Annotated in this window: 11 protein-coding genes; 8 read left to right on the top strand and 3 right to left on the bottom strand. The window is 59.3% G+C overall.

Features of this window, described 5'->3' with window-relative positions; translation table 11 throughout:
- Positions 1-109 precede the first annotated feature (109 nt).
- The 3 genes from LAT62_RS14145 to LAT62_RS14135 form a co-directional block, all read right to left on the bottom strand.
- On the bottom strand, positions 110-1,108 hold the full coding sequence (locus LAT62_RS14145; RefSeq protein WP_293385274.1) for an ArsJ-associated glyceraldehyde-3-phosphate dehydrogenase: 999 nt from the start codon (positions 1,106-1,108) through the stop codon (positions 110-112).
- Between the two features lie 191 nt (positions 1,109-1,299).
- Positions 1,300-2,367 carry an ACR3 family arsenite efflux transporter gene (arsB, locus tag LAT62_RS14140; RefSeq protein ID WP_293385271.1) on the bottom strand — a complete coding sequence of 356 codons (1,068 nt, stop codon included), beginning with the start codon at positions 2,365-2,367 and terminating at the stop codon, positions 1,300-1,302.
- A 33-nt stretch (positions 2,368-2,400) separates the two neighbouring features.
- On the bottom strand, positions 2,401-2,778 hold the full coding sequence (locus tag LAT62_RS14135) for a metalloregulator ArsR/SmtB family transcription factor (RefSeq protein ID WP_293385268.1): 378 nt from the start codon (positions 2,776-2,778) through the stop codon (positions 2,401-2,403).
- A gap of 214 nt (positions 2,779-2,992) precedes the next feature.
- Here LAT62_RS14135 and LAT62_RS14130 point away from each other — a divergent pair, with 214 nt between their 5' ends.
- The 8 genes from LAT62_RS14130 (at position 2,993) to LAT62_RS14095 (ending at position 11,843) form a co-directional block, all read left to right on the top strand.
- A complete protein-coding gene (locus LAT62_RS14130) occupies positions 2,993-4,042 on the top strand; it encodes a trypsin-like serine protease (protein ID WP_293385265.1) in 1,050 nt (349 codons plus the stop codon).
- Positions 4,043-4,084: 42 nt separating this feature from the next.
- A complete protein-coding gene (locus tag LAT62_RS14125; protein WP_293385262.1) occupies positions 4,085-5,047 on the top strand; it encodes an NADPH:quinone reductase in 963 nt (320 codons plus the stop codon).
- Between the two features lie 247 nt (positions 5,048-5,294).
- A complete protein-coding gene (locus tag LAT62_RS14120; RefSeq protein WP_293385259.1) occupies positions 5,295-5,906 on the top strand; it encodes a hypothetical protein in 612 nt (203 codons plus the stop codon).
- Positions 5,903-6,742, top strand: a complete 840-nt coding sequence (locus LAT62_RS14115) for an HAD family hydrolase (RefSeq protein ID WP_293385256.1) — start codon at positions 5,903-5,905, stop codon at positions 6,740-6,742. The genes LAT62_RS14120 and LAT62_RS14115 overlap by 4 nt, the downstream gene beginning before the upstream one ends.
- Before the next feature lie 64 nt (positions 6,743-6,806).
- Entirely contained in the window at positions 6,807-8,399 is a 1,593-nt protein-coding gene (locus LAT62_RS14110) for an ABC transporter substrate-binding protein (protein WP_293385253.1), read from the top strand.
- Between the two features lie 20 nt (positions 8,400-8,419).
- Positions 8,420-9,379, top strand: a complete 960-nt coding sequence (locus LAT62_RS14105; RefSeq protein WP_293385250.1) for an ABC transporter permease — start codon at positions 8,420-8,422, stop codon at positions 9,377-9,379.
- 9 nt (positions 9,380-9,388) lie between these two features.
- Entirely contained in the window at positions 9,389-10,210 is an 822-nt protein-coding gene (locus LAT62_RS14100) for an ABC transporter permease (protein ID WP_293385247.1), read from the top strand.
- Positions 10,203-11,843, top strand: a complete 1,641-nt coding sequence (locus LAT62_RS14095) for an ABC transporter ATP-binding protein (protein WP_293385244.1) — start codon at positions 10,203-10,205, stop codon at positions 11,841-11,843. Before LAT62_RS14100 ends, LAT62_RS14095 begins: the two co-directional genes overlap by 8 nt.
- Positions 11,844-11,939: the final 96 nt, after the last annotated feature.

Here is an 11,939-nt window from a genome sequence, read left to right as displayed (position 1 = left end):
CCCGACGGGGGCAAGCAACAGCCGGAAACAAGGCACCACTGTTCGCGGGTTGCTGGCCCGGTTTGGCTACCCCACAAAGCGTGGCGCCATCAAAAACAGGCATCCGCAATCAGTCTCCGACTTTGCGCGCCAGTTCCACCATTCGGTTGACGTAACCCCACTCATTGTCATACCAGGTATAGAGTTTCACCTGGGTTTCGTTGACCACCATGGTCGACAGGGCATCGACAATACCGGAGCGTGGATCAGTGCGATAATCAATGCTGACCAGCGGTCGCTCTTCGTAGCCCAGCACGCCCTTCAGTTCGCCTTCGGCGGCTGCCTTCAGCAGCGCATTGACCGCCTCGGCGGTGGTTGGCTTTTCAACCTCGAACACACTGTCGGTCAGCGACGCATTGGTCAGTGGCACGCGCACGGCATGGCCATTCAGGCGGCCTTTCAGTTCGGGGAAGATTTCGGTAATCGCAGTCGCCGAGCCGGTCGTCGTCGGAATCAGGCTGGACCCGCAGGAGCGCGCCCGGCGCAGATCCTTGTGCGGTGCATCGATAATGGTCTGCGTATTGGTGATGTCGTGGATGGTGGTCATGCTGCCGTGCCGAATGCCCAGGTGCTCGTGTATCACTTTAACGACCGGCGCCAGACAGTTGGTGGTGCATGAGGCGGCGGTCACAATGCGATGCTGCGCGGGGTCGTACAGATGATCGTTCACCCCCATCACCACATTGAGCACACCCGGCTCCTTGACCGGCGCACTGACCACGACGCGTTTGACGCCCTGATCCAGATAGGCCTGCAGCGCTGCTGTGGTCTTGTTCACGCCGGAGCATTCCAGCACCAGGTCACAGCCCGACCAGTCGGTATCCGCGATGGCCTTGTTGCGGCTCACCGTCAGTGAGTGGTCACCCACCCGAATATGCTCTCCGTCCGCTGACGCTTCATGCTGCCAGCGCCCGTGCACCGAATCGAAGTTCAGCAGATGCGCCAACGTCGCCGCGTCACCGGCCGGGTCGTTGATCTGTACAAACTCGATGTTCGGCCAGCCCCAAGCCGCCCGCAGCGCCAGACGCCCCATGCGGCCGAAGCCGTTGATGCCGATTTTCAGGCTCATCAAAATTTCCTCTCGTGAAAATTGTAAACAGTAGACGGTCGACAGTAGACAGCGAAATCCATGACAGATGGCAGGAAGGCGCTGAGGTAAAAGGCTTCTTTTCGATCCCCTGAATTGGCGTCAGGACCCCACTGTCGACCGTCAACTGTCTACTGTCTACTAATCCGCGATTGTCTTCTGTCGACTACAACTCACCCCACACCCGAGTCTCTTGGTTTTTCAACCGCGTCCTCCAGCCTGGCGGTTGGAAACCAATGCCGTGTTCTATTGGCGATGGCGACCAGGGTCAGCATGACCGGCACTTCGACCAGCACGCCCACGACGGTCGCCAGCGCGGCGCCAGAGGTGAGTCCGAACAGTGAAATGGCAACAGCCACGGCCAGTTCGAAGAAATTGGAAGTACCGATCAGGCCTGCCGGTGCGGCTATGTCATGCGGCAGTTTCATGGCCTTGGCGCTGCCATAGGCGATAAAGAAGATACCGTAACTCTGGATCAGCAACGGAATGGCGATCAGTACAATGGCCAGCGGGTTGCGCAGCATGGTTTCGGCCTGAAAGCCGAACAGGAGCGTGACCGTTGCCAGAAGCCCCAGTATGGAAACGGGCTTGAGCCGGGCGACAAAGTCGGACACTGCAGGCTCACCGCCGCGACCCATCAACCAGCGCCGGGTCAGCATGCCTGCGAGCAGAGGTGCCACCACATAAAGCGCCACCGACAGCAGCAGCGTATCCCAGGGTACCGTCAGGTCGGTCAGCCCCAGCAGCAGGGCAGCCAGGGGCGCAAAGGCGAAGATCATGATGATGTCGTTGACCGATACCTGCACCAGTGTGTAGCTGGCATTGCCCCGGGTCAGTTGACTCCAGACAAATACCATGGCTGTGCAGGGCGCCACACCCAGCAGGATCATGCCGGCAATGTATTCGCTGGCGGTCTGCGGGTCGACCAGATCGGCAAAGATGACACGGAAAAACACCCAACCCAGTGCCGCCATGGTGAAAGGTTTGATCAGCCAGTTGACCACCAGGGTCAGAATAAGCCCCTGCGGCTGCCGCCCCACTTCCTTGATGGAAGCGAAGTTCACCTGAATCATCATCGGGTAGATCATCATCCAGATGAAGACGGCGATGACTCCGTTGACGTGCGCAAACTCGAACGCGGCCACCGCCTCGAACAAGGACGGAAAGACCAGGCTAAGCAGTGTGCCGGCGACAATGCCGAGGGCTACCCAGATCGACAGAAAGCGTTCAAAAATACCCAAAACTCGACTCCGAAAGATTATGCATTGGTGATATTAACAACAGCGTTCCGGCCGGTTCTGCATGACTTCAAGGCGCTGGATGGCTGGCTCGATCATGCGGGCCTGGCCAGCAGCCGTCGCCGCCAGCACGCGGCCCATCCAACCGGGCAAACTGTCCGGCAGCCGATAGAATACCCACTGCCCCTGCCGACGATCTTCCACCAGTCCGCACTGTCGCAACTGAGCCAGATGGCGCGAAATCTTGGGCTGGCTGAGCTGTAGGGCTTCCGTCAACTCACAGACGCAGAGCTCACCCTGCTCCTGAATCAACAGCATCAGACTCAGCCGGGTTGAGTCACCCAGACAACGAAAGAGTCTGGCCGCCTCGGTTCCGAAGGTTGGCGTGTCGCTCTGGAGCTGGTTTTCGGTCATGGACCCTGTGCCAGTTTGCGTATTTGGCGCCGATTATACATACATAGATACGGATATGCATATATACATACAAGTTCTGCCACAGGAAGTGCCGAGAGGGGATAGTGCAGACCATCAGTTGCATTGTGCCGCTCAGACAATAAAATGAAAAGAAAGCGTCATCACACCGCACGGGAAAGCAGTACCTCCTGTCATCAAACAGAAGAGTTCTGCCATGTCTGATCGAACTATTTTCCGCACCATTTCCACACTGATTCCAAACCGGCCACGACTGTTTGCACTGCTGCTGATGGGCTGGTTCTTGCTGGCCATGACCGCCAGTGCGATGATCTTGCAGCCGCGTATTGTTGGCGGTGAAGACGCTGATGAAGATTATCCCTGGATGGCTCTCCTCCAGTTGAGTGGGGATCACAATAGTGGATCATGTGGTGGTACGCATATTGGCGAAGGCTGGGTACTGACGGCTGCTCACTGCGTTTTCTTTGAAATAGAAGATGAATCTGCAGAAGACGGATGGACTGACTACACCAGAGAACCTGACGACGTTGCAGTTACCCTTGGCGAGGTGTTCTTCCCGGATGTAGGCACCAATCCTGGGCGCCAGTTTGAGGTAGAAGAGATTGTCGTTCATCCAGACAACTACCCGGATGCGGCTCGCAATCAGCATGACATTGCATTGCTGAAACTGGACACTGACAGTGGCGACGATGAGTATCTGGACGACCCGGTTACTCTGCCCTCTCCGAACCTGGACCACGAACTGACGCCCCATGATGCCGACGCTCGTTTGCTGGGATGGGGCCTTCAGGGCACTTCCGAACCGTCTTCCTACCTGCAGCAACTGGACATCGCCATCGCCGGCAACGCGGAGTGCAACGAGTCCTATGGGTCCACAACTTTCCATGATCATTACGTCTGTGCCGGAGAAGAGGTAGAGCGGTTCGATTTCAATCCCGGATCACGCAGTGGAGACAGCGGTGGTCCGTTGCTGGTCAAACACGATGAGGAATGGGTTCAGGTCGGCGTCGTCAGTTTCGGCTCTGCGCATCTGCCGGGCATCAATATCAGGCCGTCCCACCACCTCGACTGGATCAACGATGTAACCGGCCTCGATTTCGATACCACACCGGCTCCGAGCAGCAGCAGTGACAGCGGCAGCAGCGACAGTTCCGGTGCGATCAATCCACTCCTGCTGCTGGCGTTGCTGGGCATGGTGGCTGTTCGTTTCCGGCGTGGAACGACAATTTCTGCAGGCCACAAATAGGCTATACTCGGGGCTGAATTCAGCATCAGAGGTAGCGGAAACATGCGAGCCATTTGTAGTCACGAGTATGGTGGGTCCGACGTTCTGCAACTGGAGGAAGTCGAGCAGCCCCCGATCAATGACCATCAGTTGCTGGTGGCGGTCAAGGCAGCCGGGATCAATCCGGTCGACACCTACATCAGGGGCGGAACCAACAACTACACCACCACCTTCCCTCACATCCCGGGTATGGATGGCGCGGGTGAAGTGGTTCAGGTGGGCGCGGACGTAAAGGGCTTCTGTACCGGCGATCGGGTGTTCTTCCACCGTTGCGTAACCGGCTCAGCCGCAGACTTCACCGTATGCGACCCCAATACCACCTACAAGCTGCCCGACAGTGTGAGCTGGGTGGAAGGCGCCTGCATGGGTGTGCCCGGGCTGACCGCCTATCGGGCCCTGTTCAATCGCGGACACGCCGTGGCCGGCGAGTCGGTACTGATTCACGGCGCCACCGGTGCGGTGGGCACCATTGCCGTGCAACTGGCCAAGGCGGCTGGCCTGAATGTTACCGCCAGCGCCGGCACCGAAGAAGGTGAACGTCTGCTGCGCCAACTGGGTGCTGATCAGATCGTCAACCACCGTTCCGAGGACTATCTCAAGCCCTGGAACAACATGGATGACGGCTTCGACCTGATTCTCGAGATGCTGGCGGATGTCAATCTGGACCGGGATCTGAAGGCACTGGGCCGACGTGGCCGGGTGGTTGTCGTGGGCAGCCGCGGCAACATCGAGATTACGCCACGTGATCTGATGGCGCGTGATGCGGCCGTTATGGGCATGGCCCTGTTCAATGGCACGCCGGCCGAGTTCAGGCAGATTTCACAAGCTCTGTTCCCGCTGCTGGACAGTGGCATGGTCAAGCCGGTCGTGCGCCAGACATTTGCCCTGGGTGACCTGGCCAAGGCCCATGACGCGGTGCTGCAATCCGGCGCCGCAGGCAACTATGTAATCGACCTGAGCCTCTGATAGTCGGCTGAACGGCCACCTATTCAAGGCCGCAAGCCACCTTTTTTGAAAGGCCCCAAAACCTTGTGGTTGCGGGGCCTTTTTGCTGCCCACCGGACTGAACTTCCCCGCCTTCCCGAACACAAGATAACCAGCAAAGGTTGACAGAATTTTTCTGAGAAACATACTGTGCAATACGTTTAGAAAATATTAAATGTTCCATATCTTGTTAATATGTCCGTCATAATCTTGATCTAGAGTGGATGGAATGAACAAAGACAGCCAGCCCCAAAAGAGCGCCACACTGGAAGAAGACCAGGCCCTGGAGAAGGTGGACGAGGTCCGGTCTCTAGTCGTCAATTCTATCGCCCAGACCATGGACCACTACGGTGTCAGTGCCACGACCGCGCTGCTGTATGGCCTGATGTATTTCCACGATGACCCGATCACGCTGGATGAAATGTGCGACAAGATGGGCATGAGCAAGGGCAGCATGAGCACCGGTGTCCGCAAGCTGCTGGAAAACCGCATGGTGCATCGAATCTTCCGCCCCGGTGAGCGCAAAGACCTGTACCGGGCGGAAGAGGACTTCTACAAGAATTTCATCAACTTCTTCTGCCGCAAGTGGGAAGACGAAATCACCATCAACATGAAGGCGATCGAAGAGGCCACCCAAGCGTACGACACCCTGCTGCAGGAATACGATCTGCCGCTCAGCGTGCGCCGCAGAATCGAAATCGATCGCAAGAAGATTGAAGAGTCCAAGGATTACTACTGGTTTCTGGAGCGGCTGATCGAGCGCTGCGAGTCGGGGGAGCTGTTGCGCTGGCTCTCCGAGGACACCCCGGATACCACCCGACGAACGGTGGGCGATCGATGATGGCAGCCACTCAAACGACCATGATCAAGACGACCGAGACTCAGGCCCGGCTGCGCATTGCAGGCCGGGACCACGGCTCCGTGGCTGCCCTGTTGTTTGACAAGGACGGCACTCTGCTGGAATTCAACCAACTCTGGCTCAGCTGGTTGCAACATCTGATGCACCATCTGCACAAGACCGCTTCACCGGCGCTCGAACTTGATGAATCCCTGATCCTGCAACGCCTGGGCGTCAATGCCAGCATCACAACCTGTGATCCTGCCGGTCCGCTGGCCATTGGTTCCATGGACGATGTGACTGCGTTGTTGGGCTTTGGCCTTTATGAGCAGGGAGTGGCTTGGAATGACGCCCTTCATCTTGTTCGGAACAGCGCCGACCATGCCGAGTCTCTCCTCCATGCCCGGGATATCGTCGCACTGCCCGGACTCCACGACTTGATGGCGCAGGCCGCATCGCTGAGCCTCCCGCTGGCCGTCGTGACCTCGGATACCGAGGCCAACGCGCGGCACCACTTGCGGGCACTGGGCCTCAGTGATGCTTTCGCAGTGGTTCTGGGGCATGACTCGACCGAGCGCGGCAAGCCGTTTCCGGACCCGGCCTGGGTGGCCTGCACCCGCATGGGGGTCAGTCCGGAATCCGTTGCCCTGTTCGGTGACTCCAACGGCGACATGCAAATGGCCCGAAGGGCGAAGCTCAAGGCTGCCATCGGACTGTGCCCGAACCGTATTGATCGCAATCACCTGGCCGACGCAGATCAGGTGATTGCAGATTTTACCGACGTTGTGCTGACGCAGGAACACCCTGATCAGTCACGCAAAGGCGCCATAGAGCGATAAATGCAAGACCGCAAACGACACAGTGAATAACAGACAAAAAGACGAGCAACAGAGGGAGAGAAACATGTCTAGAGAACTCGAGTTTCTGAGCACACAAGTCATCATGGGCCGCATGTCGCGCCGTGATTTTCTGGGCCGCGCGGCTGCCCTGGGTGTCGCCATTCCTGTCGCCACCAGCATGCTGAGCAGTGCTGCCCTGGCCTCCTCACCCATTAAAGGCGGCGCCTTGCGTGCCGGCATGCAGGGTGGCGAATCCACCGACAGCCTGGATCCTGCCCTGTGGACCAGCCAGGTCCAGCACTCCTTCGGTCAATCCTGGGGTGAGGCACTGACCAATGTGTCTCCCGAGGGTGATCTGGTACCGCGCCTGGCGGAAGAGATTCACGCGTCCGACGATGCCCGCGAATGGACCTTCAGACTGCGCCGCGGTGTGCAGTTCCACAATGGCAAGGAAATGGATGCCGATGATGTCGTGGCCACTCTGGAACGTCATTCCGATGAGGATTCTCAATCTGGCGCACTCGGCATCATGCGCGGCATCGAATCGGTGCGCAAGACCGGCAATTACGAGATCGTGATCACCACCACGGAAGCCAATGCCGACCTGCCCTTTCTGCTGTCTGACTACCATCTGATGATCCAGCCCAATGGCGGCAAGGATGCACCGGAAGCCGGTATCGGGACAGGCCCCTACAAGGTGGTCGAATTCGAGCCTGGTGTGCGCCAGCGGGCCGAGCGCTTCCAGAACTACTGGAACCCGGACGAGTTCGGTCATGCCGATGAAATCGAAATTCTGATCATCAATGACACCACCTCGCGCATGGCTGCACTGCAGAGTGGACAGGTGGATGTGGTCAATCGGGTAGAACCCAGCATTGTCGATCGCGTGGCCAACCTGTCCAATGTCCGGGTGCAAAGCGTGGCGGGACGGGCACACTATGTCTTTGTCATGCATGCCGATACGGCGCCGTTCAGCGACAATGATCTGCGTCTGGCACTGAAATACGCCATCAACCGCGAAGACATGGTTGACCGCATTCTCAGAGGCTACGGGACAGTCGGCAACGATTTCCCGATCAATGCAGCCTACCCGCTGTTCCCGGAAGACATTCCGCAGCGCGAGTTCGACCTGGACCGGGCAGCCTACCATTACCGCCGCTCCGGCCATGATGGGCCCATCGTACTGCGCACGTCAGAAGTGGCCTTCCCGGGTGCGGTGGACGCGGCACAGCTGTTCCAGCAGAGCGCCGCCCAGGCCGGCATTACCATCGATGTGCGGCGTGAGCCGGGCGACGGCTACTGGTCTGAAGTATGGAATGTGCAGCCGTTCAGCGCCTCCTACTGGAGTGGCCGCCCCACCCAGGATCAGATGTATTCCACGGCCTATATTTCCACAGCCGACTGGAATGACACCCGATTCAAGCGCGAAGACTTCGATCAGTTGGCGCGCGATGCCCGGGGTGAACTGGACGAGACTCGCCGCCAGGAGATGTACCGGGACATGGGCCTGATGGTGCGTGACGAAGGCGGCCTGATATTGCCCATGTTCAATGATTACATCGAGGCCACCAGCGACCGGGTTCAGGGCTGGAACCCGCATCCGATGGGTGAAATGATGTCCGGCTATGCGCTGTCCCGTCTCTGGCTGAGCGCCTGAACCGACAATTTGTAATCATTATGAATAGTCTGATTGCAAGACTGATTGCCCAGCGCCTCGCGCTGGGCATCTCCCTACTGTTTGCGGTCTCCGTACTGATTTTCGCCGGCACCCAGATCCTCCCCGGGGATGTGGCCCAGTCGATTCTCGGCCAGGGCGCAACCCCCGAGGCGTTGGCCAATATCCGGCGTGAGCTGGGTCTGGATCAGCCAGCCTGGCAACGCTATCTGAGCTGGCTGGGTGGTATATTGCAGGGCGATCTGGGCACGGCCTTGTCCAACAACCGGGATATCGCGGAAAGCCTGGGTCGGCGGGTGAACAATACCCTCTTCCTGGCCTTCTGGACCGCCGTGGTCGCTGTGCCACTCGCCATTCTGCTGGGTCTGGTAGCCGTGCGTTATCAGAACCGCTGGCCGGACCGACTGATTTCCGGTTCGACGCTGACCGCTATTTCGTTGCCCGAGTTTTTTATCGGCTACCTGCTGATCTATTTTTTTGCTGTCCAGTTGAACTGGTTCCCCAGTGTGGCCAGCGTGCACGATCGCATGAGCCTGGGTGAACGACTGCATGCCATAGCATTGCCGGCGGCCACCCTGACGCTGGTCATACTGGCGCACATGATGCGCATGACGCGCGCCGCCATTCTCAATGTGATGCAGTCTGCCTACATCGAAACGGCAGAGCTCAAGGGCCTGCGCAGCCTGCTGATCATCTGGCGCCATGCATTTCCCAATGCGGTCTCACCAGTGGTCAATGTGGTGATGATCAATCTGGCCTTTCTGGTGGTGGGCGTGGTGGTGGTCGAGGTCATCTTTGTCTACCCCGGCATGGGGCAGTACCTGATCGACCATGTGGCCAAGCGCGACATTCCCGTGGTGCAGGCAGTGTGCCTGATTTTCGCGGCGGTTTACATCGGCCTCAACATGATCGCCGACCTGGTGTCCATTCTGTCCAACCCGCGCCTGCGGCATCCGAAGTAAGGAGGGAACATGCTGCGACATATGCCTGTAACCGCCATGATCGGTCTGGTGCTGACGGCGCTGTTTCTGATCTGTGCGGTGTTTGCGCCCTGGCTGGCGCCCTATTCCATGGCGGAAGTCGTGGGTAACCCGTGGGAGCCTCGCTCCGCCGCGTCACTGCTGGGCACCGACAATATTGGCCGCGATCTGCTGTCACGCCTGATCTATGGCGCCCGCACCACCATCACCATCGCGGCGCTGGCCACCATGCTGGCCTTCAGCCTGGGCAGCGTGCTGGGCATTCTGGCTGCCGTACTCGGGGGCTGGGCTGATCAGTTGATGTCACGCGGCGTGGACCTGCTGATGTCGATTCCGACGCTGATCTTCGCGCTGCTGATTCTGTCGGTCATGCCGAGCACCATTGCGGTGCTGGTGGTGGTCATGGGAGTGCTCGACAGCACCCGGGTCTATCGTCTGGCCCGTGCTGTGGCGGTCGACCTGAACGTACAGGATTTTGTGGAGGCCGCCCGCCTGCGGGGCGAGGGCCGTATCTGGATCATCTTCCGGGAAATCCTGCCCAACGCCCTGGCACCGCTGATTGCCGAACTGGGGCTGCGCTTCATTTTTGCCGTGCTCTTCCTGTCCTCCCTGTCCTTTCTGGGCCTGGGGGTTCAGCCACCGGACGCGGACTGGGGCTCACTGGTCAGGGAAAACCGACAGGGCATCGTTTTTGGGGTACCGGCTGCACTGATTCCGGCCGGTGCCATTGCGACCCTGGCCATTTCGGTGAATCTGGTTGCCGATTGGATCCTGAAACAGAAAACAGATCTGAAAGGAGGTCGTGGTGGCTGATCATCTGCTCGACATACGCAACCTGAAGATCGAAGCCACCCTGCGCCCGCCGGGTGAGCAACCCCACGATGTGACCATTGTGGACAATATCAATCTGACCCTGCCCCGGGGCAAGGTGCTGGGGCTGATCGGTGAGTCCGGAGCGGGCAAATCCACCATTGGGCTGTCACCGGCCGGCTACGGCCGCGGCGGCGTGCGCATCACCGGCGGTGAGGTTCTGGTGAACGGGCGCGATATCCTCAAGCTGAGCGCGGGCGGCATGCGCGCGCTGCGCGGCAAGGAAGTCTGCTATGTGGCGCAGTCGGCGGCCGCCGCCTTCAACCCGGCACACAGAATCATGGAGCAGGTCATCGAGGCCACGCTCTGGCATGGCCTGGCCAGTCAGAAGAAGGCCGAGCAACGTGCCATCGAGCTGTTTCGCAAGTTGGGCCTGCCCGACCCCGAGCATTTCGGTGAGCGCTACCCGCACCAGGTATCGGGCGGCCAGTTGCAACGTGCCATGACAGCCATGGCACTGTGCTCCGAGCCGGACCTGATCATCTTCGATGAGCCCACAACAGCGCTCGATGTGACCACCCAGATGGACGTGCTGGCCGCGATCAAGGATGCCATTCGCGACACCGATGTCAGTGCCCTCTACATCACGCACGATCTGGCCGTTGTGGCCCAGGTGGCCGACGAGATCATGGTGCTGCGACACGGCAAGATGGTTGAACACGGGGAGACCCGGCAGATCATCGAAGACCCGCAGGAAGAATACACCCAGCGCCTGGTCTCGGTGCGCTCCATAGACCACATCGCCAAGACGCCCGGGGAGCCGATCCTGACCGTAGAGGGCATTACCGCCCGCTATGGCAAGCCAGGGCTCGGCAAACCGGTGCTGGATGATGTATCTGTGGCCATCACGCCCGGGCAGACGCTCGCTGTGGTGGGTGAGTCCGGGTCGGGCAAGTCGACATTGGCGCGGGTCATTACCGGGCTGCTGCCACCGGAAAAGGGCTCCATTCGCTTTGGCGAGCGAACCCTGAAACCGGCACTGAAACAGCGCAAGAAGGAAGATCTGCGCCAACTGCAGATGATCTACCAGATGGCGGATGTAGCGATGAACCCGCGCCATACGGTAGGCACCATCATCGGTCGACCGCTGGAGTTCTATTTCGGGCTGCGCGGCAAGAAGCAGCGTGCGCGGGTGATCGAGTTGCTGGAGCAGATCGAGCTGGGTCCGGAGTTCTATGAACGCTACCCGGCGGAGCTGTCCGGCGGACAGAAACAGCGGATCTGCATTGCGCGGGCGCTGGCGGCGGAGCCGGAGCTGATCATCTGTGATGAGGTGACCAGTGCACTGGACCCGCTGGTGGCGGATGGCATCCTGAAGCTGCTGCTGCGGCTGCAGGAGGAGCGGCAGGTGGCCTACCTGTTCATTACGCATGACCTGGCGACGGTGAAGGCCATTGCGGACTCGATAGCAGTGATGTATCAGGGCAAGGTGGTGCGCTATGGCCCCCGAGAGGAGGTTCTTTCACCACCGTTCGATGCCTACACCGACCTGCTGCTGGCGTCTGTACCCCAGATGCGCGTCGGCTGGCTGGAGGAAGCCTTCAGCCAGCGCCGCATGGAGGCGCAGGGGAATTGAGCGATTCTTTCCATACCCGGGTTCTAGTTGCCTTCACCAAAGTGCCAATGCCGCCTGATGGCGGGGTACACTGACCGCAGACACGCAAAAAACGTC

Source organism: Natronospirillum sp., from assembly GCF_022565775.1.
Classification (GTDB): Bacteria; Pseudomonadota; Gammaproteobacteria; order Pseudomonadales; family Natronospirillaceae; genus Natronospirillum.
The sequence above is the reverse complement of the archived record's forward strand: the minus strand, read 5'-3'. Positions and strand labels throughout refer to the sequence as shown.

Bases quoted from the DNA above. Each gene is read 5' to 3' on its own strand.
- LAT62_RS14135 (WP_293385268.1), bottom strand. From the start codon at position 2,778: ATGACCGAAAACCAGCTCCAGAGCGACACGCCAACCTTCGGAACCGAG.
- LAT62_RS14145 (WP_293385274.1), bottom strand. From the start codon at position 1,108: ATGAGCCTGAAAATCGGCATCAACGGCTTCGGCCGCATGGGGCGTCTG.
- LAT62_RS14105 (WP_293385250.1), top strand. From the start codon at position 8,420: ATGAATAGTCTGATTGCAAGACTGATTGCCCAGCGCCTCGCGCTGGGC.
- LAT62_RS14110 (WP_293385253.1), top strand. From the start codon at position 6,807: ATGTCTAGAGAACTCGAGTTTCTGAGCACACAAGTCATCATGGGCCGC.
- LAT62_RS14125 (WP_293385262.1), top strand. From the start codon at position 4,085: ATGCGAGCCATTTGTAGTCACGAGTATGGTGGGTCCGACGTTCTGCAA.
- LAT62_RS14115 (WP_293385256.1), top strand. From the start codon at position 5,903: ATGATGGCAGCCACTCAAACGACCATGATCAAGACGACCGAGACTCAG.
- LAT62_RS14130 (WP_293385265.1), top strand. From the start codon at position 2,993: ATGTCTGATCGAACTATTTTCCGCACCATTTCCACACTGATTCCAAAC.
- LAT62_RS14120 (WP_293385259.1), top strand. From the start codon at position 5,295: ATGAACAAAGACAGCCAGCCCCAAAAGAGCGCCACACTGGAAGAAGAC.
- LAT62_RS14100 (WP_293385247.1), top strand. From the start codon at position 9,389: ATGCTGCGACATATGCCTGTAACCGCCATGATCGGTCTGGTGCTGACG.